This window comes from Coleofasciculus sp. FACHB-542 (assembly GCF_014695825.1).
Taxonomy (GTDB): Bacteria; Cyanobacteriota; Cyanobacteriia; order Cyanobacteriales; family FACHB-T130; genus FACHB-T130.
This window is the reverse complement of the sequence record NZ_JACJPB010000044.1, coordinates 41,249-64,504: the sequence shown is the minus strand read 5'-3', so window position 1 is coordinate 64,504 and position 23,256 is coordinate 41,249. Positions and strand designations below refer to the sequence as shown.

Sequence of the window (23,256 nt, the reverse complement as noted above, 5' to 3'; positions counted from 1 at the left end):
ACCGAATCCTAAGCAGCGTTCGTCCAGTGGCAAGCAAGGGTTGCATTCCAACGCCTAAAGCGATAAATTGTAAAGTTTTTTGAAAAATTTGTTCAAAGCATGAGAGCTTAACCAGCCGATCCGGGAACACTAAAAAGAGACGACCTAGCCTTATACCGCAAGTCGGTGCTAAGCGAATCAAGGTGTTGAGAAAAATATATGGATCGCCGCGTTAACCATCACAACAGCCAACAAGAGGGCGACCTACCTGAGGAGGAACGCATCACTGTTGTTCCTTCTACAGATATTAGCGCTCATAGCCAGCATCAGCCAAAAACCGATAATTACACCAAGGGAGAAGCCGATCGACTGCTGGAGCAAGGTGCCCAGCAGCACCAAAACGGTCATTTCGAGGCGTCACGACTATCCTTTCATCAAGCACTCACGGTCTACGGCGAACTTCAAGACCAGCGAGGACAAGGAAGAACGCTCGGCAATTTGGGGCTAGTGTACTATGCCTTGGGAAATTTTGCCAAAGCGGTTGAGTATTCTGGGCAAAGTTTAGCGATCGCCCAAAGTATCAACGATCAGCGATTGGAAAGTCAAGCGCTGGGAAATATCGGCAATGCCTACCGTCACTTAGGCAACCATGCCAAAGCCATTGAGTTTCAGCAACAAAGTCTGCTAGTCGTGCGGGAACTGAAAGACTTGAGTGCAGAAGTGGCGGCGCTGAATAATCTTGGACTAGCTTACAAGGCACTGGGAGACTACTCAGCGGCAATTGAATACCAGCATCAAAGTTTAATAGTGGCGCGGGAACTCCAAGACCAAGAGGCAGAGGGTCAGATCCTGAGAAATTTGGGAAATGCTTGCTACGCTTTGGGCGACTATGTCAAAGCGATCGCCTACTATAAGCAGCGTTTAGCACTCGTGCAGCAGACTGGAGATCACCGTATTGAGGTACAGATTCTGAGAAATCTGGGGAACGCCTGCTACGCAATCGGGGACTACTCTGCGGCGATTGACTATGGAGAGCAACGCCTAGCGATCGCTTCGGCAACGGATGACCTCCGCTCCCAAGAGCAGGCACTTTCGCATTTAGGAGTGGCTTACGAGGCATTAAGCAACTACGCTAAAGCAATTGACTACTATGAACAACGCTTAAGGATAGCGCGAATCCTCCAAGACAGCCGAGTCGAAGGGCAGGCTCTGGGAAGCCTCCGAGTTGCTTGCTATGCTTTGGGCGATTACGCCAAAGTGATGGAATACGACCAATAGCATTTAATTAAAAATAAAAGTTTATAAGGCAATCTATGTATTGCCGAGAGCTTAGGTGCGCCCGAAAAGCTTATCTAGTAAGCTTTTCAGCTTTGGTTTCTAATATATATCCGTACAGCGTAGATTGAACTAAAAAGTTTCTTGATTTTTAATTTTTCATTTTCTCTAGCTACGTCCCGCTTTTGGGAGATGCATGGAGACCGCTCGCCCGATTATCACTAAGTTTTAACCGGAAAATTCTGGACTCAGCGAAGTGGTCTTGGGGTGTCTGATAATATGAGCAAGAGGAATTCACCCCGCAATTGTACCCAGCTATCTTGCCTAAACGATACACAATCGTACCTAAAACAACGATATGGAGGATATGGACACCATGCAAACTGATTATTCCGCTCCAGAGACCGAAAAAACCCAGGTAGAAATGAGAGTTGACGCCCCAGGCGAATTGGCAGCTCTACCCCCAGCCACCCAATCAACGGAAAAGTGGCAGCAAATTGGAGAACAAATTTCCGCATTTTTCGCAGAACTACCCGAATACTTAGGTGAGTTCTTCTCAGAGTACCAGCGCCCCTTGACCACTCTAGGTCTAATATTAGCTGGCATCATTACCGTGAAGGTGACACTGGCGGTTCTGGATGCGCTTAATGATATTCCTCTGCTAGCGCCGACCTTTGAACTGGTAGGAATTGGCTACTCAGCCTGGTTTGTGTACCGCTACTTACTCCGAGCTTCTAATCGTCAGGAGTTGTCCGAGGAGTTTAAAGCTCTCAAGTCGCAAGTTGTCGGCGGGGATTCCAATAACTCGTAAATTTCTCATTTCCGCATAGCTCATTTCCGCACAGCATTGTTGCCCTGCGTCTCTGATTTTCTGACTTAGGGGTAGCACACTAGTGACTGCCCCTAATAATTTTAGTTGTAAATTTCTTAATACTGGTAGAAAGCGCGTGTGCCCATCACATGATATTTTTAAGCGAGTCGAATCCAAAATATCATTTTGGATTTTAGCTTCTAGATTGTAGAAGACTGGCAGGAATTGCATCTCTACCACTAAGTTTGGCGCGATCGTGGGATTTGATCGTTGAATTTACCAGCGATCGCGGCTCATTTGCTCTCGCTGGGTGTAAAGTGTTCAACTGGCATAATTGTCCCGCTCAATTCCGCTCCACTTAAATCGGCTCCGTTCAAATCAGTTTCACTTAAGTCGGCTTGACTCAAATTTGCCTTAATTAAGTCGGTTCTATTCAGATTTACTCCAATGAGGAGGGCGCTAGTCAGATTGGCTTCACACAAGATTGCATCGCTGAGGTTGGCGTAGCTCAAGTTTGCCCTTCTCATATCTGCGCCAGTTAGATTTGCGCCAGTTAAGTTCGCTCCAGTTAGCTCAGCACCAATCGGTTCGGTTTTAACAAGCCTTGTTCCAATCAGTCTGGCTTTATCAAAATTGGTTCCGATCAAGTCAGCACCCGTGAGATCGGCACCCGTGAGATCAGCACGACTCAAGTTTGCTCCACTCAGATCGGCACCTGTTAGGTTCACCCCCCGCAGGTTGGCTCCGGCTAGGTTAACTCCCTCCAGAATCGTCTCGCTGAAATCGACCTGGCGTAGGTTCGCTCCTTCCAGATTTGCCGCCTTCAAATCTAACTTCTGGAAATCCCGTTCTCCAGCAGCATATCGTGTTAAAACCTCATCCCCATCCATTTCTATTGCCTCTAAATTGCTTCCAGTTAGCGTGGACTTAGGAATTTTGGATTTTAGATTGATTTTCCATGAATTGCCAATCTAAAATCTGGCTGGCGATCGCGTACAGCCCTTTGGGCATGAAAACAGCGAAGCAAGGCGTTAGTTTAGGGCTGACTTGTCACTTCGCTACTCGTGCGTAGCTGCATTAGGCATGATGGCACCAGTCATATCGGCGTCACGGAAATTGACCCGATTTAGGTTAGCGTCAATGAGAACCGCTTCAGTGAGAATTGCCCCAGTCAGGTTTGACCAGCATAGTTTTGACCTGTACAAGTTAGCTCCGGTGAGATTCGCTCCTCGCAGAGTCGCCCAACTTACATTTGCTCCCCTCAGATTGGCTTTAATTAAGATGACATTTGTCAGATTGGTTCCGCTCATCTTGGCGCGGCTCAAGTCTGCTTGCGTGAGATTTGCTCCAATTGCACTGGCTCCATTTAAAACAGCGTTCGCTAAGTTGGCTTTCTCCAGGTTGGCTCCAATTAGAATGGCATTCGTTAAGTTTGCACCTTCCAGCACAGCTCCAATCAACGTAGCATTCGTCAAGTTGCTTCGACTTAAGGGTGCATCAATTAGTTTGGCTCCAGTCAGATTGGCATCGCGGAGAATAGTCTCGCTCAAAAGAGCGTGACTCAGGTTAGCTCCGGCGAGGTTAGCTCCGCTGAGATTGGCAGCTCGTAAACTCGCTTCAGTTAAAATCGCTTCGCTCAGGTTGGCGTCAATCAGGCTAGCGCCGATAAGATTTGCCTCGCTGAGATTGGCGCGGAGAACCGCTCCATTGAGATTTGCCTCCCGTAGGTTGACTCCGATTAGGTATGCCCCAATTAGATTTGCTTCGCGCAGGTCTGCTCCCCGCAGGTTCGCTTCGCTCAGGTCAATTCCCATCAGGTCTGCTCTTCGCAGACTTACCTCTCGAAAATCTCGTTCGCCTGCTGCGTAGAGACGTTTCAGTTCATCGGCATCCATCTAGACCTCCCTTCAGGGTACTGCCGCTACAGTCGTTAGGGATGGGGTTCAACCCCTCTCCTAGAGTGGCAGGAAAATAGCGATCGCAGTCTATGCCAACTGCCCAAGGGTGGGATGACAGACGCTCAAAGCCAAAAATAAAGGTTCTAATCGACGATTGGGATCGACACAGAACCATGACACATTGAAGCAGGAGGCGACACTCCCTAACCCTTGAGTGCGTAAAACCTCCTGGGTACACAGGTAGAGCGAACATTTGTTTAGATCCTTCACTTCGAGCGGGATTCAAAAACGGTAGAACTCGCGTTTGGAGCCTGGGTCAGTTTAATCGTTGGACATTCAGTCAGTGTAGATGCTTGAGCGAGTTTGCCTGTTGGATACTAGAACCAGTAGCCGTGAGGTTGAGAAAGCTTACACTATAACCGTAAGGTTAAGTGTGGGATAAAGTCACTATGCTTCACCGCGCCTAGAATTTTGGCGGAGGGGTGGCAATAGCGTACAGCCCTTTGGGCATGAAAACAGCGAAGCGAGGCGTTAGCCTAGCGCTGACTTGTTAGTTCGCGCATTTTCTATCAAAGATTTACAAGGCTGGAAACTCCTAAATAATCATGAGAACTAGAGGTTAATCTCTAGCTACTGAATCTTATTCCTAACTTGAGCGCTCAACTCCGCTCAATTAACTCTAATTGTTACAAAATAGCTGCCACCTGGTAGCTGTCAGCGGGTAGCTCTTTGACAAGAAGATTCCTGTAATCTAGTTATATGGGGAGACCTTCTCTCAAACACCAAACCTGCAAAGAGAATAGCCGATCCACCGAAAAGCAATCTTAAGGACAGAGAATGCCGGAGAATTTGAGAAGCCAAGTCGTCACCCAAGGCGTACAGCGATCGCCCAACCGGGCTATGTTACGTGCTGTTGGTTTTGGAGATGAGGATTTTACGAAACCCATTGTGGGAATTGCCAATGGGTACAGCACCATTACCCCCTGCAATATGGGGTTAAATGATTTAGCGAAACGGGCTGAAGCTGGAGCCAAGGTGGCTGGGGCGATGCCTCAGATGTTCGGCACGATTACCATCAGCGACGGCATTTCGATGGGCACCGAAGGGATGAAGTATTCCCTGGTGTCGCGGGAAGTCATCGCCGATTCGATTGAGACTGCCTGCAATGGGCAGAGTATGGATGGAGTCCTGGCAATTGGGGGCTGCGATAAGAATATGCCCGGAGCCATGATTGCGATCGCTCGGATGAATATTCCGGCTATTTTCGTGTATGGCGGTACGATTAAACCGGGACATCACAACGGGCGCGATTTGACGGTTGTGAGTGCTTTTGAAGCGGTGGGGCAACACAGTGCCGGAAAAATAGACACGGATGAGTTGCTGCAAGTAGAACGCAAGGCTTGTCCGGGTGCCGGTTCTTGCGGCGGAATGTACACTGCCAATACAATGTCTTCCGCTTTTGAAGCGATGGGGATGAGCTTGCCTTATTCTTCCACAATGGCAGCAGAAGATGCTGAAAAAGCAGAAAGTGCTGAGAAATCTGCTTTTGTCCTAGTAGAGGCAATTAAAAAACAACTTTTACCGCGACAGATTGTTACCCGAAAAGCGTTTGAGAATGCCATTTCTGTAATTATGGCAGTGGGCGGTTCTACGAATGCCGTGCTGCACTTACTCGCGATCGCTCATACGATTGGGGTCGAATTATCCCTGGATGATTTTGAAACCATTCGCGCCCGCGTTCCAGTTTTGTGCGACCTCAAGCCTAGCGGTCAGTATGTCGCCACTGACCTCCACAAAGCCGGTGGAATTCCCCAGGTGATGAAGATGCTCCTGGTACACGATTTGCTACATGGGGACGCCCTGACCATCACCGGACAAACCATTGCTGAAGTCTTGGCAGATGTCCCAGAACAGCCCCGTGCTGACCAAGATGTTATCCGTCCCTGGGATAACCCGATGTATGCTCAAGGGCACCTAGCTATCCTGAGAGGCAATCTGGCAACGGAAGGGGCTGTCGCCAAAATTACCGGCGTCAAAACCCCTTCAATAACCGGCCCAGCGCGGGTGTTCGAATCTGAAGAAGCTTCTTTAGCAGCCATTCTGGCTGGCAAGATCAACCGTGGAGATGTCCTAGTGATTCGCTACGAAGGTCCCAAGGGTGGCCCTGGAATGCGAGAAATGCTGGCTCCCACTTCTGCCCTGATTGGTGCGGGATTAGGGGATGCTGTTGGCTTGATTACCGATGGACGCTTCTCTGGTGGGACTTACGGCATGGTTGTCGGTCACGTAGCCCCAGAGGCGGCTGTAGGAGGCGCGATCGCTCTCGTGGAAGAAGGCGATACGATTACAATTGATGCACGCGATCGCCTGTTACACCTTCATGTACCCGATGAAGAGCTAGAGCGTCGTCGCGCTGCTTGGCAACCGCCTAAACCGCGTTATACAACTGGCGTACTGGCAAAATATGCCAAGTTAGTTTCTTCTAGCAGTGTCGGTGCCGTGACGGATTTAGATTTAGGTTGAAAACAGTCTTTAACTGTTAGATAAACCAAAAAATGAAGTATAAAAGAAGAACCCTGAAGTTTCTCTTTATACTTCATTTTTTTATAACTTTTAACGCAGATTAACAATAATGAACAGCGATAAACTTCCTCCTGGTAGGATGGGGTTGCCGGTGCTTGGCGAAACACTCGCGTTTGTGTTCGACCCCAAATTTATCGAAAAGCGCTATCAGCAATATGGCTCTATCTTTAAGAGTCATGTTATTGGCAAACCTACGGTTTTTATGGTGGGGCCAGAGGCAGCTGAATTTGTTCTCTCCAGCCACATGGATTGTTTCTCGTGGCGCGAAGGGTGGCCCAACAATTTTAAAATGCTGCTGGGCGAATCACTATTTGTGCAAGATGGCGAGGAGCATCGGAGAAATCGCCGCCTGATGATGCCAGCTTTGCATGGCGCAGCGTTAGGAAACTACGTTGCCACAATGGAGTCGATTACGCAAAGCTATCTCGAAAAATGGCAGCAGAAACAGGAATTTACCTGGTTTGATGAGTTCAAACTGCTAACGTTTGATATTGCTAGTCAATTATTGCTGGGTACGAATCCGGGGCCAGAAGCGGTACGGTTGAGCCAGTTGTTTACAAGACTAACGAATGGGCTGTTTGCCATCAATCCGCTGCCTTTACCGTTTACGCAGTTTGGGAAAGCGATCGCGGCCCGTAACGAAATCTTAGAGCATTTGGGCAACGTGGTACGCGATCGCCAGCAACATCCGACTAAAGACGTTCTCAGCCTTTTATTACAAGCTAAGGATGAAGACGGTAACGGCATGAGCGAAAAGGAAATCCGCGCCCAAGCAATGCTGTTACTCTTCGCTGGGCATGAAACGACCACTTCGATGCTGACTTGGTTGTGCCTGGAGTTAGCCCATCACCCAGAGGTGCTGCAACGCGCCAGGGAAGAACAGCAGCAGCTTGCGGCTAGGGGAGGGGTGAATTTAGAACAATTGGGGCAAATGCCCTATCTAGAGCAAATTCTCTGCGAAATTGAACGACTGCATCAGCCCGTCGGGGGTGGTTTTCGCGGTGTCGTCAAACCATTTGAGTTTAATGGCTTTCAAGTTCCATCTGGGTGGCAGGCGGTGTATTCGATTATCGGGACTCATCGACTATCAACGGTTTACCCCGAACCAGAACGTTTCGATCCAGACCGCTTCAGCCCCCAACGGCAAGAACACAAGCAGCGTCCCTTTAGTTTAATTGGTTTCGGTGGTGGGCCACGAATTTGTATTGGGATAGCATTTGCGAAAATGGAGATGAAAATTGTAGCCGCCCACTTACTACGCAGTTATCAATGGGAACTATTACCGAATCAACGCCTTGATTCAGTAGAGATTCCCACCAGCCACCCAAGAGATAGGCTGCGGGTTCGGTTTCAACCGTTGCAAGTGCTATGTGAAAAATAGGAGTGACGCGATCGCACTTGTTCGGGAAAACGATAACATCACAATTGAGGAACCAAAGGCTCTATACGAACAAACGCAGCAAAAAGCGTTTACCTCTGGTGGTGTTATGTCTAATCCAATTCAAACAGCGATCGCTTCTTCTATCAATGAGTGGCTGCAAGCTCACCCCTCCGTCTTGCGGCTACTTCAGATATTCATCTGGGCGACGAATCACCCAATTGTCAGCTTAGTTATTTTGTTGTTTGCGATAGCGATCGCAGGGAGCTTAATCAAAGCTGTCGGTCGCTTAATTGAAACAACTAGCTTATCAATATTGAAAGCTCCTTTTAAGCTAATTCAGCTCTTATTTGGAGTTAGTTTTCAATCAATCTCCAAGTTTGGAGGCTTAGCTTTCAAACAGTTAACGGGTGCTAAGAACGCTGAAATCCCAGCTTTACCGGATTCAAATTCTCCACCAACTCAGCAAGAGCAACAGCAACGACTAGCAGAGATTGCCTCTAGACTAGAAGCAATTCAACAAGAGCAGAACGAGCTGTTACAAGAAGTAGCAGCTCTCCTCGCTTCAGACAAAGTTGATATAGAAGTTTGAAAGGAGGATTGAAAAATCGTGAAGTCATTTATGAAGGCTTTACAAACGAAAATACAAAATTATTATGAGTGTAACCCTGGTTGAGACAAGATTAATCCCATCTCTACAAATATGTTTTTAACAGTTATATGACTTTATTTGAAAACAAATACCGGATTAAATCTACTCGTTTGAAAGGTTGGGATTATGCAAGTGATGGATGGTATTTCGTCACCATCTGTACTGGCGATCGCAGATGTTTTTTTAGTGATGTAGTAGCTGGGGAAATGCAACTATCAGCAGAAGGAAGAGTTGCAAAAAATAATTGGTGTGAAATTACTAATTATTTCCAGAATTTCCAACTAGACGAATTTATTATAATGCCAAATCACATTCATGGCATTCTGGTTATTCATCAAAGTGGAGACGCGATTAATCGCGTCTCTACAGACAAGATAGGCGGCAGAGGTGGAGTTACCAAACAACATAATCCAATGTTGTCTAAAGATTCTCTTTCTAGAGTTATTCGTTGGTATAAAGGACGATGCAAATACGAAATTGGAAAAATCAACCCGGATTTTTCTTGGCAACCGCGATTTGATGACCGCATTATCCGTGATGAAAATTCTCTGACTCAGGTGAGACATTATATCGTCGGCAACCCTCTGAAATGGCAAGATGACTCTGAAAATCCAGCAAATTTACTGTCCAAAGAATCCTAAGAACCGATTTTAAACCATGTCATAACTGTCTGTAGTAGAGACGCGATTAATCGCGTCTCTACACAGAATTGGCGATTGCGCATATTCTTTGAAGGTAATATTTGAAACTATGTCATGTAAAACAAGATTGCGTTTTTCCTCATTACTGCATCTCCAAGATAATTCAATAATTTGTTAAAAAAATTTATAAAATCATTTTTACCTGAATCTGGAAGCTCAGAAGCTGCTGGATAAAGCGTATTCCAAATTTTTATAGCATTTTTAGATTTCAGCTCTGATAAAGCTTGTGTTGCTTCTATAACTTCACCAGCCGTCAAGTATCTTACCTTTTCATAATATCTTTCATTGCCAATTTCAATCCCTTGAAATTTGAGATAAAACCAGTCTAACGAGCCTCTACCTCCGAGCCAGAAGGGTTCATTTCTACCTTCAGTAAGAACAAGAGGAATATCTACTTTCACTTGTTCAAATACTTCTAGAGTTATTCGTTCAAACACTGTAGATAAAAAGCATTCTTCTTCTTGCTCCCAATCATCTTTAAGTTCCTCAATAGCCTGCCAGTAATCATCAGGGGATTCAGGCAGGCTATGCGCTTCAAGAAATAAATCTACAAGACCCGGATAACTTTTCAGCTTTTCGAGTAGGTGAGGCGATATCTGATGAATCCAGCAGTCTACAGACGTAATTCGCTTTCCTATCTACTAGAATTAAGACAATTTTGATGGTTTGTTCCGAACCCGATTAATCGCGTCTCTTATGATAAATGAACCCACTAGCTCAACCCTGACAGAGTATTACAAACAACCCTCTTATCTAAAGCCAGAATAGTAAAGCTGTGCTAGTCCTAAAAAAAATGGGAGCAGTTTGCAAGCTGCTCCCAAAGTTTAGTCAATAACTAACTATGTCGATTAGTAGTCGAAGTCGCCGCCCATGCCAGCGCCAGCACCCGCAGGAGCGCCATCCTTAGGCTCAGGCTTGTCAACCACGATACACTCGGTTGTCAGCACCATGCCAGCGATAGAAGCGGCATTTTGCAGAGCGGAACGAGTTACCTTGGCGGGGTCAACGATACCAGCTTCAAACATATCGACGAACTCATTCGTTGCAGCGTTGTAGCCGACGTTGAAGTCCTTCTCTTTGACGCGCTCAGCGATGACAGCGCCATTCTGACCGGCGTTTTCAGCAATCCGCTTCAGAGGAGCAGCCAAAGCACGAGAAACAATCATCGCACCTGTCAACTCTTCATTCTTCAGGTTGGCAGTTGCCCACTCTTCCAACTGAGGAGTCAGGTGAGCTAGGGTTGTGCCACCGCCAGGAACGATCCCTTCTTCCACAGCAGCTTTAGTCGCGTTGATGGCATCTTCCAGACGCAGCTTCTTATCCTTCATTTCGGTTTCGGTCGCAGCGCCCACTTTGACGACAGCGACGCCACCAGCCAGCTTAGCTAGACGCTCTTGCAGCTTCTCGCGGTCGTAGGAAGAATCGGTTTCGTCCATTTGACGGCGGATTTGCTCACAACGAGACTTCACAGCAGCTTCGTTGCCTTCGGCGACAATTGTGGTGTTGTCCTTGGTGATGTTGATGCGGCGAGCTTTACCCAGCATTTCTAACCGGGTGCTTTCCAGCTTCAGACCAGCATCTTCGGTGATCAGCTGACCACCAGTGAGAACGGCAATGTCTTCCAGCATTGCTTTGCGGCGATCGCCAAAACCAGGAGCCTTGACAGCAGCCACATTCAGCACACCCCGCAGGCGGTTAACCACTAGGGTTGCCAGTGCTTCTTTCTCGATGTCCTCAGCGATAATGATCAGAGGACGACCAGCACGAGCGACTTGCTCCAGAACGGGCACTAAGTCTTGGACAAGCGTGATTTTCTTGTCGGTCAGCAGGATGAAAGGCTCTTCCAGAACCGCTTCCATCCGCTCCATGTCGGTAGCGAAGTAGGGAGAGATGTAGCCTTTGTCAAAGCGCATCCCTTCGGTGATTTCCAGTTCGGTGGTCATGGACTTCCCTTCTTCCAGGGAGATGACGCCTTCTTTGCCCACCTTATCCATCGCTTCAGCGATCATCCGACCAACTTCTTCGTCGTTACCAGCAGAGATGGTACCAACTTGAGCGATCGCTTTGGAATCTTCTACTTGTTTGGCGTGTTCGGCAATTCTTTCCACCAGGAAGCCAGTGGCTTTGTCAATCCCGCGCTTCAGAGAAATTGCATTTGCACCCGCAGCAACGTTTCTCAAGCCCTCTTTTACAATTGCATGAGCGAGAACGGTTGCAGTCGTAGTGCCATCACCAGCAGCATCATTGGTCTTAGAAGCGGCTTGACGAATTAAGGAGACACCCGTGTTTTCAACGTGATCTTCTAATTCAATTTCTTTGGCAATGGTGACACCATCATTCACGATTTGTGGTGCGCCGAACTTCTTCTCTAGTACCACGTTGCGGCCTTTAGGGCCGAGAGTGACAGCCACAGCTTCAGCTAGGATGTCCATCCCTTTTTCCAGGGCGCGACGAGCGTTTTCGTTGTAAATAATGCGCTTAGCCATAGTTCCTCAGTTGTTTTGAGTTTTGAGTTTTGAGTTTTGAAGGAGTGTTGAGCGTTGAGTTTTGAGTGTTGAGTTAAGCAGATGTTTTTAACTCGGAACTCTCAACTCAGAACTCATAACTTTATGAAACGACTGCTAAAATGTCCTTCTCTGAGAGCAGAACGTACTCTTCTGTGCCGAGTTTGATGTCTGTGCCAGCGTACTTGGAGTAGAGAACCTTGTCGCCCACAGAGACTTCCAACTCAACACGAGTGCCTTTGTCATCGCGCTTGCCAGGTCCCACAGCGACGACTTCCCCTACTTGAGGCTTTTCTTTGGCATTATCAGGAAGAAGAATTCCACCAGCGGTTTTCTCTTCAGCAGCGCTCACTTTCACAAAAACGCGATCGCCCAGCGGCTTAACAGTGGATACGCTTAGAGATACAGCTGCCATACAAACTTCGCTCCTATTACAGGTTTGACTCAAGACACACGATTCGTTCGTTGAGAATTAGCACTCTCAACCTCTGAGTGCTAATTTAGCCCAACCAGTGTGCGATCGCAACAAAATTCTTTGTACGGGTTCCCGAACTTATCCGGTTGTCGGAAGACTTTAGTAGAAATGCTTAAGACACAAAGAGGGCTTTAGTCATTGGGATGGCATAGCGCGATCGCACTCAATCTGCTAAAAAAATTGGAACCGCTAAAATCTCCTAAAAAACGGATATCTCGCTTCTTCCAAGGAAATCAAATAAATAATGACTGAAAACACAGTGGCTGAATCTAGCCCTGAAATTCCAGAAACTTGTCAGGCACCAGACCCAAATGCTCTCGCCGCTTGTGTGCAAACCTTGGGACTGAATCAAATTCAGCGCCATGTCTTCATCTGTGCCGAGCCAACCTTACCCCAGTGTTGCTCCAAGGAAACCAGTTTAGAATCTTGGAATTACTTGAAAAAGCGACTTAAAGAGCTAAAACTAGACAAGCCTTCCGACAAAAGCCCTCTTTGCATTTTCCGCACCAAAGCAAACTGTCTGCGAGTTTGCTCCCAAGGCCCAATTCTAGTCGTTTACCCAGATGGTGTTTGGTATCGTGGAGCGACTCCTGAAGTCATTGAGCGGATTATCCAAGAACATCTGATTGGTAACAAAATTGTGCAAGAATACGCTTTCTTAGTTCATCCACTACCAAAACCCTATACAGTAACATAGTAGCTACGTTATATTCTTCCGTGTACCTACTAGATTTTCGTCGTTGTGACCCATGTCAGTGACTATAATTTTCTAAAAAGAGATTATTAGGAATTGCCTAGACTTAGTAGGAGTCGGTGCAGCAGGGTGCTGAAAAAAACGTAAACTATACGTACAAAACGGTTTAAATTTTCACAATTCCAGGCTTGGCGAGTGGCACAGCATGAAAGACACCAGTATAAGAGATAACAAACGACTGTTGCTGATTGATGACGACCCCAACCTGATTTTGCTGGTCAAGGACTACCTGGAATTTCGGGGGTACGAAGTCATCACCGCTGAAAATGGTCGGGAAGCACTGGAAGTTCTAGAGCATGATATTCCTGACATGATTATCTGTGATGTCATGATGCCAGAGATGGACGGAATTGCCCTTGTGCAACACGTCAGAGAAGATCCCCGCATCAGCTGGATTCCAGTTCTATTCCTCTCAGCGAAAGGTCAAAGTCAAGACCGAGTCAAGGGTCTCAATACTGGGGCAGATGTCTACATGGTCAAGCCCTTTGAGCCAGAAGAATTGGTGGCGCAAGTGGAATCTTCTCTTAAGCAGGCCACTCGCCTAATTCATCATCCAGCTAGAGGAACCGAAGGAGGGTCGAAACTCCAGGTACCTGACACTGTAGAATTAACCCCGACCGAGCTGAAAGTAGTTCAGTTTGTGGCAAGAGGTATGGCAAATCGAGAAATTGCTGAGCAGATGAACGTCTCTCAGCGCACGATTGAGAGCCACGTATCCAATATGTTAGGTAAAACGAATCTCCATAACCGCACGGAGTTAGCTCGTTGGGCGATTGAGAGTAATATGGCTTAACAAATAAAAAGGCAAAATTAATAATTTCAATTATTAATTTTGCCTTTTTAAATTTTCGTTACCACCCATCTTGTTCGCTGTCAGATTTGCCCCACAGTTCTAGATCCAGTTCATTCAAATAAGTTAAGGCGCTTTGAAGTTGGCGAGTCGATCCTGAGAGTTCTAGGTCAAACCAGCCATCATCTCTAGCGTTGGCTCCTAAAAGGGCAGCAGCAATATTAACTGTGACACCGTGGTGAGAGACTAGTCGCGAGATGATGGGATCTTCCTGATATTCCTTGGGAATGCGGATTCTGACACGCATTTTAGTAGGTCTGTTATCTTCGTGCCCAGTCGTAGATTGAGCAGGTTTTGATGTATTTACAGGCAAGTCATTTGTACTATACATAGTCCTCAATTCCTCCTATTCAACATCTTTAATACTGGTTTTACGCTCTAGAATTTCTTTCAAGACCAGGGTAACTAACGCAAGTGCCCCAAGTAGAACGGCGGCTGAGAAAGATGCTTGAGTCTGGTATTGCTTATAAGCTTCCTCCACAAACAACGGCAAAGTTTGAGTTTTGCCCGCAATATTGCCAGATACAACCGAGACGGCACCAAACTCGCCCATGACTCTGGCGTTGGTCAAAATGACGCCGTAGAGGAGGCCCCAGCGAATATTCGGCAGAGTGACGCGCCAGAAGATTTGCCAGTCAGTTGCACCCAACGTTTTAGCCGCTTCTTCTTGATCTGAACCAGCTTCTTCCAAAACGGGAATCACTTCACGGGCGACGAAGGGCATCGTAATAAAAGCACTCGCCAATATCATTGCAGGCGCGGCGAAAATAATTTTTATGTTTGCCGCCGCTAGCAGTGGACCAAACCAACCGTTGCGTCCATAGAGCAGCACGATCATCAGTCCAGCGACGACTGGGGATACGGCAAAGGGGATGTCTAGAAGGCTGATCAGAAAGGTTCGACCCCGGAATCGATGTCGTGCGACCACCCACGCTGCACAGAGTCCAAACACGACATTCATCGGTACGACAACCAGGGCGATCAAGATAGTCAGCTTTACGGCATGGAGAAAATGGGGTTCCGTCATATTGTGGATAAACGGGCCAAACCCTCCCTTAAATGCTTGCATAAAGACGTTGATAGCTGGAATGAACAAAATCACAGCCAAGTAAGCGATCGCTACCCCGATCAAAACAACTTTTACCCAGCTTTTTTCCTTCTGGGTTGGGGAGACTTGAGGAGTTTTTAATTCTGGATTAAAAGACTTCCCTGCTACATTAGAGTTCATACTTTCGTCCCCACGCTTGCAAAACATTAATTACGATTAGAACTAACAGCGAAATTACTAATAAAACAGTCCCAATCACTGTTGCTCCAGAATAGTCATACTGTTCCAATCGCTGAATAATCAACACGGATGCGATTAAGTCCTTAAAGGGTACATTTGCCGCCACAATTACGACCGAACCGTATTCTCCAACAGCACGGGCAAACCCCAACGCTACACCTGTTAAGATTGCTGGCATTAAAGGTGGCAAAACAACTCGCCAAAAGGTTTGAAATTTAGAGGCTCCCAAAGACCAAGCGGCTTCTTCGACTTCATGCTCCATTTCTTGCAATACAGGCTGTAAGGTTCGCACGACAAATGGCAAGGAGATAAACACCATCGCAACCCCCACTCCCAAGCGCGTGAATGCCACCTTAATTCCCAAAGGTGCTAGCAGGGAACCAATCCAACCGTTCTCGCTGTAGACCGTTGCCAGTGTCAAACCCGCGACTGAAGTAGGCAGCGCAAAAGGCAAATCAATGGCTGCATCAATGAACCGTTTGAATGGAAACTCATAGCGAACCAAAACCCAAGCAATCAAAACGCCAAACACCCCATTCAGCAGTGCCGCAATCAAGGCTGTGATGAAGGTGACATCGTAGGTCGCAAGAGCGACGGGACTGGTAGCAATCCTCCAAAAATCAATCGGTTTCTCTGTACTTGCTTTCAACAGAAGGGCGGACACGGGCAGGATGAGCATGAAGGTGAGATACCCCAAAGTAATCCGCCAAGGCCAGGACATACTGGTTATCTGGTGAAATGGGTTTTTCGACACAGAAGTTTGTTGAGGAGGAGCCGATACAGCCATAGGAAAGTATCCAGGATTATAAGGATGATGAAATTTGGTACTTGTTCTTGGTTTTACTGGTGGCTAATTGCTAACGAATCTTAATCTTTTGTTGGTTGATCGTGATGCAATTAGCAATTAGCTCCTAGTCAGTCTTTATCTGCCACCAGCTTGAATTTTGTCAAAAATTGTTCCGTCATCAAAAAACTTCTTCTGGATCTCGTCCCAGCCCCCTAAATCTTGAGCGGTGAAGAGAGTTTTAACTGGGGTATACTGCTTCGCGACTTCTTCCCCTACTGTCGGATCAACGGGTCGGAATCCCACCTTGGCAAATTCTCGTTGGGCTTCTGGGGTATACAGAAACTTGACAAACGCTTCTGCAATTTCTCTTGTACCGTGTTTGTCAACGTTTTTGTCCACAACGGCGACAGGGCTATCGATGGAGATATTCGTATCGGGCACGACATAAGGCAGTTTCTGACCGTTTTGTCCAGCCAATATTACTTCGTTTTCATAGTTGATTAAAACATCTCCCTGCCCTTGCTTGAAAAAGACATCGCTGGCTTCGCGGGCGTCTCTCGGTAGCACGGGGACATTCTTGTAAACTTTAGTGACCAATTCTTGGGCTTTAGCATCATCACCGCCCGTTCTGGTCACAGAACCCCATAAACCTAAGAAGTTCCAGCGAGCGCCACCAGAAGTTTTGGGGTTAGCTGTAATGACTTGCACGCCATCTTTGGCTAAGTCTGCCCAGGTTTTAATTCCTTTAGGATTGCCCTCGCGAGTAACCAGTGCTGCAACAGATCTGGTGACAATTGCACCATTCGGTGCTTCTTTCTCCCAACCAGCTTCAATCAACCCGGCTTTCTCAATCTTCTCGGTATCAAGAGCGAGAGCCAAGTTTACAACGTCCGCCGCTAAACCATCGATTACAGCACGGGTTTGGGAGCCAGATCCACCATAGCTTTGGTTGAAGGTAACGTTTTGGTTGTGTTCCTGCTTCCACTTAGCGGTGAACTGGGGAATAATTTTTTCGTACGCGGCGCGAGTCACTGCGTAGGAGACGAGGGTTACTTGTGCATCGCCGGTTTTTGCCGCGGGACTAGCACTACCTGTAGCAGTAGTTGTCGGGGAATTAGAGTTACTGGGGGCGCAAGATGCGATCGCTACGCTTAAACTCATCCCCAATAGGAACAGAGACACAAAACCCTTCCGGGAAGTGACCTTCAGCCATCTGGCTGTCTGTTGTTTCCACGGTTGAAGTGCCTTAAGCCGAGTAATTTGCCACAAACGCATGAACGCTCTCCTTTAATCCCCGGTACATCGGTCGGGATACCGTAATTTATGGTTACGAACATACATCCTACAGCAACTGAGAACGTTTGTGTCTAGTTACGCAAGGAAATTTCAGCCAGAGGTTTGGCAAAGATGAAGGCGAGGGCGATCGCTGCTCTAGCCCAAATCAGCCGAGTAATTTATGAGACTCGTTTTTCTAAAATCGAATTGGGTATTAATACTGAAAGGACTGGATATTTAATTCAAAAATTGCTATTGTATACATTGGTTGCTGGTGTAGCTCAGGGGTAGAGCAGCTGATTTGTAATCAGCCGGTCGCAAGTTCAAATCTTGTCACCAGCTTTTTTGTGACGTTTGTGCCTTCTAGCTTCCTTGTGACTTTACCCATAACTTTGCCGCAACGGCAGGCTTATGCTTCCATCTAACAGTGGCAATATTATGGTTCCAGCTTTCACTAAAATTACTTCATTGGTGTAGATAGAGCTTGCTTCTCAGTTAGCGATTGACCTGCCCTAAAGCTAGAATTTGGTGGAATAATCTATGGGCTGCCCAAGCTATATAAACGCCTAATGCACCATAAGCAATAACTTTCAAAAAGTAATTTATAGATAATCGCGCGATCGCTACAAGTACACCTATAACAGCGACTTGGGTTTTGGAATCAAGCGGAATCCATCATACCTTGGCACTTTAGAAAGTCTACGAGAACGGCTGGATGACTCAGGAGATAGAGCAATTAGTTAAAGATAAGCAAGGTCGCCAGTACCAAATGAAAGGCGATTATGACGATGAATCTGGGCTTCTTGTCGTCAAGCTGCAATATCAAAATCAGGAAGTTGGCCGGCTTCAATGCCTCCTAGAATATCCGCCAGGAGAAATGAAAATAGGCGACTTGATTATCTCCGATGATGATGATGTCGTGGAGATCCCAAGGTGGCGGAAAGTATTTAAACTCAAGCCCAGAAACTACCGCAACAAAGGACTCGGCACTCACCTTCTAAAGTTTGCGCTTAATTTCGCTCGCCAGAAGGGGATGAGACGCATCTACGGTTGCTTAACTCATAAAGATATCGCCACCACTCCAGGTCTTATCAACTGGTACAAAAAGCACGGGTTTGAGCTAGAGTCGCCTGCGCCAAAAGACCCTTCTACGACAGCGCATAGAATATCTCAACAGCTTTGAGCGAGTGGGGCGATGGTTCCAGCAAAAGCGAACGGACTTCTTCGGCGCAACGCGATCGCGCTCTTCTCTACTACGAAAATTTCGTAGCACCGCCCCTCGGCGCGAAAGAAAAAGGCGAAGTAAAATACAGTTACAGTTACTTCGCCTTCAGAAAAACCTCAACTAGGATTTATCTAGTTGGGAGTAGAGCGATAATGAGTCGGTACGGTGACTGTCTTGCCGTTCACTATCTTTTTGTGAGCCTGGACATAGACAATCTTCTTGCCTTCATTTGTCTTCGCCATTTATTTATTTCACCTCCTTCCTTTCGACAGTTTTACTTAAGTTTTCCGCCCCCCCTAGATCAAGTGAAGGCGGAAAAGCAGTAGGATGTACTTAGCCCTTATGTTTTGTCCGGTCAACCAGCTTGTATGCGTAGCCAGAAAGGATTCCAGGTGGAAACTTATTTCCTCGAATACAAGTGATTTCATCGCCCGTGGGTTTTCGGTTAACGCCAAAGAAAACCGCGTACTGACCACTGGAAGGAACAATCTCTCCAGGAAGATAAAACATTGGCAGATCCTCGTGAATAACGATAAGCATGAGTAGTTGCACCTAACTCATGCTTTTAAAAGCATAACAAATGTATTCAGTTTTGTGTTTTGAATAGTTTTATGGCAGTAGTCGATCGATTCAGCAGAAGAGAGATTATGGAGTTGACTGGAGCTACATCCAACCAACTACAGTCACTCGATCGCGCTGGACTGGTTGTGCCAGAGCGGATTTGGAACCACAAGAAGAAGCCAGAGGTTTACTACAACTGGCAACAACTTTTAGAAATTAAAGCTATACGCAATTTGCGAGAAAGCACGTCCCTTCAGACAATCCGCAAAGTTTTAGACTTCTTTGAGAAAGTTGAAGTGGATAAGACGCTGAAGGACAAAAGAATATTAGTTTTAGAAGATCAGGTCTTCTGGATAGAAAAAGACCTATCAGATATAGGAAAACAAATATCTGCCTTAAAAGTGGCAGATAAAAGGAACAGAGGCATCGGACAGTACACTCTACTTGTATTACCAGCCTTTCAGGAAATCATTGACCAAATTTGGGAAGCGGCTAGTAAATCTGAAGTTATTGACTTAGAAAGCTTTAGACAACGAGCTAAAACTCAATCCAGAAAAGCCAGCTAAAAAAAATACTCGTTAAACAATACTGATTTACTAAGTAGCTTTGAGGAGTGTGAAGGGGCTACGCTCTCTCCGCACTCCTCCAGGCCAATCGTTCGCTCGCCTCAAGAAGCGCGAACTGACGCGGAGAGCGCAACGCCCTGACGCAATCAATTACATTTCATGACGAGCGCCCCGAAGGATATAAAGCTTTCACCTCTTCCCGGTTATATTGCAAGACTTCTTCTAGTTCCTGATACGTCCACTGGCTGTAATGAACTATCTTCTCTAGAAGAAAATCGATGGAGCGACCTGCGAAAGCTTCTTCTAAAATACGCTCTAAACCCGTTTCAGCAAAAGCTGCCAAAAGAACAATAGCTTTAGTGTTCCGGTTAGCGATCACCTCATAAGTCACAAGCTTCACAAAATCTCGCAAGACGCTTGTGACTTTACCCATAACTTTGCCGTTGCGGCAAAGTTATGGGTAAAGTCACAGTGTTCTGAGTATTGGTTTTGAACAGCTTTGTACCTAATCCCACACTGCCTTAAAACACAAACTGAAAGTTTCTGCTTTCCGTAGTTTTCCCATACGTAGTTTAAACAAGCATTTCATCAAAACTTCATCAAAACTTCATCTTTTGAGCGAAAAGAGGCTGCTAATTAAAGAATTTGTAAAGATAGACTCTGACTGAAAACCGTAGTGATAGTTCCTCCGTACAGTACACAGTCATTGTCAATCACCCTTAAAACTAAGCATATTTGCGTAGTTTTAGTTACTTGTTGAGCTTGACTGACAAAACTAGAAAAAATTAGCAGTCGGAGAACTACCCATGAAACTAATTAAGCTTGGTACAGCGATCGCTGCATTAACTGTAGCCACGATGTTCGATCTGCTCGGCGTTGCCAAACCCGCAGAGGCAGCGACCATGAAGCTGATTGGTCTAAACGACGATAACGGTCTAGTTTTCTTCAACCGCAAACTTTCCAAGGTTAGTAAAACTGTTGAGGTCACGGGGCTTAAGGGCGAAAATTTGCTAGGTATCGACTTTCGACCAGCCGATGGTCTTCTCTACGGTGTCACAGACAAGAACGGTATTTATACGATTGATACCACCACAGGTGCTGCGACTTTGGTAAGTAACCTCAGCGCTCCCTTCTCTGGAGGAGTCACGTCAGGATTTGACTTCAATCCAGTACCTGACCGCCTGCGGCTTGTCGGTAGCAATGACCAAAACCTTCGCATTAACGTAGATAGCGGTGCCGTGATTACCGATGGAACCTTAGCCTATGCGGCTGGCGATCCCAACTTTGGCACTAACCCCAATATTACCGCTGCGGCCTACACTAATTCGTTTGCTGGGACAACCACAACCGCACTGTACGGAATTGACTTTGCTCTCGACACATTGGTTCAGCAGAACCCGCCCAATGCTGGCATTCTGAACACGATTGGCTCCCTAGGTGTTGATTTCGGCGAAACTGGAGGATTTGACATTGTAACGACCAAGAAGGGAGGTAGCATTGTCAATAATGCCTTCGCAGCTTCTGGCTCGAACATTTACAGCATTAACTTGACCACAGGTGCTGCTACAACACTGGGTACTTTTAATGGCGGCGGCAATATTGTTGGTCTTGCTGCCACCTCCGTTCCGGAGCCTGGTACTGTTGGCTCTTTGCTCGGTTTCGGTGCGCTTGCCTTACTAAGTCGCAGCCGCCGTCGTGTCAAGTCAGCTAATTAAATATAGTTTCAAGATTTCATACTTTGCCTTTGTGCTTTTTGGGCTTTCAGTAGGGCGGGCATTGCCCACCCTACTGAACTTAAAAATCTACAGTTAATGGCGCACGAGGGAAGGGGATCACATCCCGAATATTGCCCATTCCGGTCATAAATTGTACTAAGCGCTCAAACCCCAAACCAAAGCCAGCGTGAGGAACCGTGCCATAGCGACGTAAATCGAGATACCACCAATAATCTGCTGGATTTAGCCCTTGAGCCTGAATTCGTCGTTCTAGCACATCCAGACGTTCTTCCCGCTGCGATCCCCCAATAATTTCGCCAATTTTAGGAGCCAATATATCCATTGCGCGGACGGTTTTTTCATCGTCGCTCAAGCGCATATAGAAGGCTTTGATTTCTGTTGGGTAGTCAGTAAGGATAACAGGTTTTTTGAAGACTTCTTCAGCTAAATAGCGTTCGTGTTCTGACTGCAAATCCAAGCTCCATTTGACGGGATACTCGAATTTTTTATCGGCTTTTTCCAAAAGCGCGATCGCATCCGTGTAAGTCAACCGTTCAAACTCGTTGTTAATGATATTGTCCGCTGTAGCGAGAACGGAGTTATCAATTCGCTGGTTAAAAAACTCCATGTCTTCAGGACACGTATCCAGCACATACTTAAAAACGTGCTTCAGGAAGGCTTCGGCTAAGTCCATATTGCCTTCTAAATCGCAGAAAGCCATTTCTGGTTCTACCATCCAAAACTCTGCCAAATGGCGAGAAGTATTGGAATTTTCTGCTCGGAAAGTGGGGCCAAAAGTATAAACATTGCTGAATGCCATTGCCATGACTTCAGCTTCCAGTTGTCCGCTAACGGTGAGATAGGCAGGGCGTCCAAAAAAGTCTTTGCTGTAATCAATCTCCTGGGCGTTTGTGCGGGGGATGTCCTTTAGATTGAGGTTGGTGACGGTAAACATCTCTCCCGCCCCTTCACAGTCGCTAGCGCTGATAATCGGGGTATGAACCCAGAGGAATCCTCGCTCTTGAAAGAACTGGTGGATCGCATAGGAACAGGCGTTGCGGACGCGGAAGACGGCACCAAAGGAATTAGTGCGCGATCGCAAATGTCCAATTGTTCGCAAAAACTCAAATGAGTGACGTTTCTTTTGCAACGGATAGGTTTCGGGATCGGCTTCCCCATAGACTTTCACGGTTTCTGCCTTCAGCTCAATCCGCTGTCCTTTTGCCGGAGACTCTACCAGCACACCCGCAACTTCTACAGAAGCACCCGTGTTCAGCTGCTTGATGATGTTTCCATAATCTGACAAATCCGGATTGAGTACAACTTGGAGATTAGCCATTGATGAGCCATCGTTGACTTCAACAAAGGCACATTCTTTCAATTCCCGCTTCGTTCGTACCCAGCCTTTGATCGTCAGCGGCTCATCTGGCTGACCATTTCGCAATATGTCTGCAATCCGTCGAGTCACCATGTTGTTATCTGTTGTTATCTGCTAAGTGAAGGTTTCGATAGTTAAAGGGTTGAAAATTGAGGGTTGAAGCTTTAACTTTCAACTTGCCACCTTTTCAACCTGCTAACCCCTACCCAGCACAGGACTTCAAGATCCAGCCTACAACAATGCCAAGTCCTGCAAAGCGGACAGCTTGCCAAAAAGGTTCTTTTAAACTGTCCCAAGAAAATAGACGACTTTCTAAGTTAAGTTCTATAGTATCCAGCTCTTCTCGGATGCGCCGCAGCTCGACTTGAAGTTGTCGCTGCTGGGAAAGCTTTTGTTCCTTTTTTATCTCGTCTAATCGTTCCTGGAGTTCTGCTTGCCGTTGCTTGTCTTGCTGCACTTGGGCGTAGCGTTCTTTGAGATCGGCAAGCGAAGTCTCAACTTCCAACAGCGATCGCTCAAATTGCTCTTGATCCCCAAGTGGGGGCGATGTATCTGATCCTTTGGGACGGCGCGGCATACAGTAGAGTAGGGATAAATGCGA

The 23,256-nt window shown here is 46.6% G+C and carries 25 protein-coding genes and 1 tRNA gene; 12 read left to right on the top strand and 14 right to left on the bottom strand.

All coding sequences use genetic code 11. The features are described 5' to 3' along the window. Nucleotides 1-198 precede the first annotated feature (198 nt). Nucleotides 199-1,257: a tetratricopeptide repeat protein gene (locus tag H6F52_RS17135; RefSeq protein ID WP_190536198.1), complete on the top strand. Its 1,059-nt coding sequence runs from the start codon at nucleotides 199-201 to the stop codon at nucleotides 1,255-1,257. A 421-nt stretch (nucleotides 1,258-1,678) separates the two neighbouring features. After that, nucleotides 1,679-2,065: a CAAD domain-containing protein gene (locus tag H6F52_RS17130; RefSeq protein WP_347275920.1), complete on the top strand. Its 387-nt coding sequence runs from the start codon at nucleotides 1,679-1,681 to the stop codon at nucleotides 2,063-2,065. 293 nt (nucleotides 2,066-2,358) lie between these two features. Here the strand turns inward: H6F52_RS17130 and H6F52_RS17125 are convergent, their stop codons facing one another. The 3 genes from H6F52_RS17125 to H6F52_RS17115 all read right to left on the bottom strand — a co-directional run bounded on the left by H6F52_RS17125 (nucleotide 2,359) and on the right by H6F52_RS17115 (nucleotide 4,138). Then, a complete protein-coding gene (locus H6F52_RS17125) occupies nucleotides 2,359-2,955 on the bottom strand; it encodes a pentapeptide repeat-containing protein (RefSeq protein WP_190412805.1) in 597 nt (198 codons plus the stop codon). A 168-nt stretch (nucleotides 2,956-3,123) separates the two neighbouring features. Beyond that, complete coding sequence (locus H6F52_RS17120) at nucleotides 3,124-3,960, bottom strand: pentapeptide repeat-containing protein (RefSeq protein WP_190412806.1); 837 nt, start codon at nucleotides 3,958-3,960, stop codon at nucleotides 3,124-3,126. Then, a complete protein-coding gene (locus H6F52_RS17115) occupies nucleotides 3,947-4,138 on the bottom strand; it encodes a hypothetical protein (RefSeq protein ID WP_190412807.1) in 192 nt (63 codons plus the stop codon). Before H6F52_RS17115 ends, H6F52_RS17120 begins: the two co-directional genes overlap by 14 nt. Nucleotides 4,139-4,800: 662 nt before the next feature. On the opposite strand from H6F52_RS17115, the gene ilvD reads away from it, so the two are divergent. From ilvD to H6F52_RS17095, 4 genes are all read left to right on the top strand, one after another. Continuing rightward, nucleotides 4,801-6,486, top strand: coding sequence for a dihydroxy-acid dehydratase (gene ilvD / locus H6F52_RS17110; RefSeq protein WP_190536197.1), 1,686 nt, complete (start codon nucleotides 4,801-4,803; stop codon nucleotides 6,484-6,486). Nucleotides 6,487-6,595: 109 nt separating this feature from the next. Further along, on the top strand, nucleotides 6,596-7,927 hold the full coding sequence (locus tag H6F52_RS17105) for a cytochrome P450 (RefSeq protein WP_190536196.1): 1,332 nt from the start codon (nucleotides 6,596-6,598) through the stop codon (nucleotides 7,925-7,927). Then, the gene (locus H6F52_RS17100; protein ID WP_190536195.1) at nucleotides 7,917-8,516 is read left to right on the top strand and encodes a hypothetical protein; all 600 of its coding nucleotides are present in this window, start codon (nucleotides 7,917-7,919) and stop codon (nucleotides 8,514-8,516) included. The genes H6F52_RS17105 and H6F52_RS17100 overlap by 11 nt, the downstream gene beginning before the upstream one ends. A 128-nt stretch (nucleotides 8,517-8,644) precedes the next feature. Next, nucleotides 8,645-9,217, top strand: a complete 573-nt coding sequence (locus H6F52_RS17095; RefSeq protein WP_190536194.1) for a transposase — start codon at nucleotides 8,645-8,647, stop codon at nucleotides 9,215-9,217. Nucleotides 9,218-9,324: 107 nt separating this feature from the next. Here H6F52_RS17095 and H6F52_RS17090 read toward each other — a convergent pair whose 3' ends face one another. The 3 genes from H6F52_RS17090 to groES all read right to left on the bottom strand — a co-directional run bounded on the left by H6F52_RS17090 (nucleotide 9,325) and on the right by groES (nucleotide 12,196). Beyond that, the gene (locus H6F52_RS17090) at nucleotides 9,325-9,678 is read right to left on the bottom strand and encodes a DUF1877 family protein (RefSeq protein ID WP_190536193.1); all 354 of its coding nucleotides are present in this window, start codon (nucleotides 9,676-9,678) and stop codon (nucleotides 9,325-9,327) included. Nucleotides 9,679-10,125: 447 nt separating this feature from the next. After that, a complete protein-coding gene (gene groL, locus H6F52_RS17085; RefSeq protein WP_190412812.1) occupies nucleotides 10,126-11,763 on the bottom strand; it encodes a chaperonin GroEL in 1,638 nt (545 codons plus the stop codon). Between the two features lie 121 nt (nucleotides 11,764-11,884). Further along, on the bottom strand, nucleotides 11,885-12,196 hold the full coding sequence (gene groES, locus H6F52_RS17080) for a co-chaperone GroES (protein ID WP_190412813.1): 312 nt from the start codon (nucleotides 12,194-12,196) through the stop codon (nucleotides 11,885-11,887). 304 nt (nucleotides 12,197-12,500) lie between these two features. Here groES and H6F52_RS17075 point away from each other — a divergent pair, with 304 nt between their 5' ends. Together H6F52_RS17075 and H6F52_RS17070 are read left to right on the top strand one after the other, a co-directional pair. After that, complete coding sequence (locus H6F52_RS17075; protein WP_190536192.1) at nucleotides 12,501-12,953, top strand: ferredoxin; 453 nt, start codon at nucleotides 12,501-12,503, stop codon at nucleotides 12,951-12,953. Nucleotides 12,954-13,155: 202 nt separating this feature from the next. Continuing rightward, a complete protein-coding gene (locus H6F52_RS17070) occupies nucleotides 13,156-13,803 on the top strand; it encodes a response regulator transcription factor (RefSeq protein ID WP_190412815.1) in 648 nt (215 codons plus the stop codon). Between the two features lie 58 nt (nucleotides 13,804-13,861). Here the strand turns inward: H6F52_RS17070 and H6F52_RS17065 are convergent, their stop codons facing one another. The 4 genes from H6F52_RS17065 to H6F52_RS17050 all read right to left on the bottom strand — a co-directional run bounded on the left by H6F52_RS17065 (nucleotide 13,862) and on the right by H6F52_RS17050 (nucleotide 17,210). Next, nucleotides 13,862-14,107, bottom strand: coding sequence for an NIL domain-containing protein (locus tag H6F52_RS17065; protein WP_347275919.1), 246 nt, complete (start codon nucleotides 14,105-14,107; stop codon nucleotides 13,862-13,864). A gap of 99 nt (nucleotides 14,108-14,206) precedes the next feature. Next, complete coding sequence (gene cysW / locus H6F52_RS17060; protein ID WP_190536191.1) at nucleotides 14,207-15,088, bottom strand: sulfate ABC transporter permease subunit CysW; 882 nt, start codon at nucleotides 15,086-15,088, stop codon at nucleotides 14,207-14,209. Beyond that, nucleotides 15,078-15,935, bottom strand: a complete 858-nt coding sequence (cysT, locus tag H6F52_RS17055; protein WP_190536190.1) for a sulfate ABC transporter permease subunit CysT — start codon at nucleotides 15,933-15,935, stop codon at nucleotides 15,078-15,080. Before cysT ends, cysW begins: the two co-directional genes overlap by 11 nt. 135 nt (nucleotides 15,936-16,070) lie before the next feature. Continuing rightward, complete coding sequence (locus H6F52_RS17050) at nucleotides 16,071-17,210, bottom strand: sulfate ABC transporter substrate-binding protein (protein WP_190536189.1); 1,140 nt, start codon at nucleotides 17,208-17,210, stop codon at nucleotides 16,071-16,073. A gap of 270 nt (nucleotides 17,211-17,480) precedes the next feature. Here H6F52_RS17050 and H6F52_RS17045 point away from each other — a divergent pair. After that, nucleotides 17,481-17,552, top strand: a tRNA-Thr gene (locus H6F52_RS17045). Between the two features lie 373 nt (nucleotides 17,553-17,925). Further along, nucleotides 17,926-18,393: a GNAT family N-acetyltransferase gene (locus H6F52_RS17040; protein WP_190439858.1), complete on the top strand. Its 468-nt coding sequence runs from the start codon at nucleotides 17,926-17,928 to the stop codon at nucleotides 18,391-18,393. Nucleotides 18,394-18,768: 375 nt separating this feature from the next. Here H6F52_RS17040 and H6F52_RS17035 read toward each other — a convergent pair whose 3' ends face one another. Beyond that, a complete protein-coding gene (locus H6F52_RS17035; RefSeq protein ID WP_190536310.1) occupies nucleotides 18,769-18,975 on the bottom strand; it encodes a hypothetical protein in 207 nt (68 codons plus the stop codon). Between the two features lie 107 nt (nucleotides 18,976-19,082). On the opposite strand from H6F52_RS17035, the gene H6F52_RS17030 reads away from it, so the two are divergent. Continuing rightward, nucleotides 19,083-19,562 carry a MerR family transcriptional regulator gene (locus H6F52_RS17030; protein ID WP_242033976.1) on the top strand — a complete coding sequence of 160 codons (480 nt, stop codon included), beginning with the start codon at nucleotides 19,083-19,085 and terminating at the stop codon, nucleotides 19,560-19,562. Nucleotides 19,563-19,719: 157 nt separating this feature from the next. Here H6F52_RS17030 and H6F52_RS17025 read toward each other — a convergent pair whose 3' ends face one another. Next, entirely contained in the window at nucleotides 19,720-19,995 is a 276-nt protein-coding gene (locus H6F52_RS17025; RefSeq protein ID WP_199300602.1) for a hypothetical protein, read from the bottom strand. A gap of 373 nt (nucleotides 19,996-20,368) precedes the next feature. Here H6F52_RS17025 and H6F52_RS17020 point away from each other — a divergent pair, with 373 nt between their 5' ends. Then, nucleotides 20,369-21,277, top strand: coding sequence for a DUF4394 domain-containing protein (locus tag H6F52_RS17020; protein WP_242033975.1), 909 nt, complete (start codon nucleotides 20,369-20,371; stop codon nucleotides 21,275-21,277). 79 nt (nucleotides 21,278-21,356) lie between these two features. Here H6F52_RS17020 and asnS read toward each other — a convergent pair whose 3' ends face one another. Beyond that, nucleotides 21,357-22,748 (bottom strand): asparagine--tRNA ligase, encoded by a 1,392-nt coding sequence (gene asnS / locus H6F52_RS17015; protein ID WP_190536187.1) that lies wholly within the window; start codon nucleotides 22,746-22,748, stop codon nucleotides 21,357-21,359. Between the two features lie 109 nt (nucleotides 22,749-22,857). Then, nucleotides 22,858-23,232 carry a DUF2203 domain-containing protein gene (locus H6F52_RS17010; RefSeq protein ID WP_190536296.1) on the bottom strand — a complete coding sequence of 125 codons (375 nt, stop codon included), beginning with the start codon at nucleotides 23,230-23,232 and terminating at the stop codon, nucleotides 22,858-22,860. Between the last annotated feature and the right edge of the window lie 24 nt (nucleotides 23,233-23,256).

Coding starts and splice junctions, on each gene's coding strand:
- ilvD (WP_190536197.1), top strand. CDS start 4,801: ATGCCGGAGAATTTGAGAAGCCAAGTCGTCACCCAAGGCGTACAGCGA.
- H6F52_RS17135 (WP_190536198.1), top strand. CDS start 199: ATGGATCGCCGCGTTAACCATCACAACAGCCAACAAGAGGGCGACCTA.
- groES (WP_190412813.1), bottom strand. CDS start 12,196: ATGGCAGCTGTATCTCTAAGCGTATCCACTGTTAAGCCGCTGGGCGAT.
- H6F52_RS17025 (WP_199300602.1), bottom strand. CDS start 19,995: ATGGGTAAAGTCACAAGCGTCTTGCGAGATTTTGTGAAGCTTGTGACT.
- H6F52_RS17095 (WP_190536194.1), top strand. CDS start 8,645: ATGACTTTATTTGAAAACAAATACCGGATTAAATCTACTCGTTTGAAA.
- groL (WP_190412812.1), bottom strand. CDS start 11,763: ATGGCTAAGCGCATTATTTACAACGAAAACGCTCGTCGCGCCCTGGAA.
- cysW (WP_190536191.1), bottom strand. CDS start 15,088: ATGAACTCTAATGTAGCAGGGAAGTCTTTTAATCCAGAATTAAAAACT.
- H6F52_RS17065 (WP_347275919.1), bottom strand. CDS start 14,107: ATGCGTGTCAGAATCCGCATTCCCAAGGAATATCAGGAAGATCCCATC.
- H6F52_RS17115 (WP_190412807.1), bottom strand. CDS start 4,138: ATGGTTCTGTGTCGATCCCAATCGTCGATTAGAACCTTTATTTTTGGC.
- H6F52_RS17070 (WP_190412815.1), top strand. CDS start 13,156: ATGAAAGACACCAGTATAAGAGATAACAAACGACTGTTGCTGATTGAT.
- H6F52_RS17130 (WP_347275920.1), top strand. CDS start 1,679: ATGAGAGTTGACGCCCCAGGCGAATTGGCAGCTCTACCCCCAGCCACC.
- H6F52_RS17010 (WP_190536296.1), bottom strand. CDS start 23,232: ATGCCGCGCCGTCCCAAAGGATCAGATACATCGCCCCCACTTGGGGAT.
- H6F52_RS17120 (WP_190412806.1), bottom strand. CDS start 3,960: ATGGATGCCGATGAACTGAAACGTCTCTACGCAGCAGGCGAACGAGAT.
- H6F52_RS17105 (WP_190536196.1), top strand. CDS start 6,596: ATGAACAGCGATAAACTTCCTCCTGGTAGGATGGGGTTGCCGGTGCTT.
- cysT (WP_190536190.1), bottom strand. CDS start 15,935: ATGGCTGTATCGGCTCCTCCTCAACAAACTTCTGTGTCGAAAAACCCA.
- asnS (WP_190536187.1), bottom strand. CDS start 22,748: ATGGTGACTCGACGGATTGCAGACATATTGCGAAATGGTCAGCCAGAT.
- H6F52_RS17125 (WP_190412805.1), bottom strand. CDS start 2,955: ATGGATGGGGATGAGGTTTTAACACGATATGCTGCTGGAGAACGGGAT.
- H6F52_RS17040 (WP_190439858.1), top strand. CDS start 17,926: ATGACTCAGGAGATAGAGCAATTAGTTAAAGATAAGCAAGGTCGCCAG.
- H6F52_RS17050 (WP_190536189.1), bottom strand. CDS start 17,210: ATGCGTTTGTGGCAAATTACTCGGCTTAAGGCACTTCAACCGTGGAAA.
- H6F52_RS17075 (WP_190536192.1), top strand. CDS start 12,501: ATGACTGAAAACACAGTGGCTGAATCTAGCCCTGAAATTCCAGAAACT.
- H6F52_RS17030 (WP_242033976.1), top strand. CDS start 19,083: ATGGAGTTGACTGGAGCTACATCCAACCAACTACAGTCACTCGATCGC.
- H6F52_RS17035 (WP_190536310.1), bottom strand. CDS start 18,975: ATGCTTATCGTTATTCACGAGGATCTGCCAATGTTTTATCTTCCTGGA.
- H6F52_RS17020 (WP_242033975.1), top strand. CDS start 20,369: ATGAAACTAATTAAGCTTGGTACAGCGATCGCTGCATTAACTGTAGCC.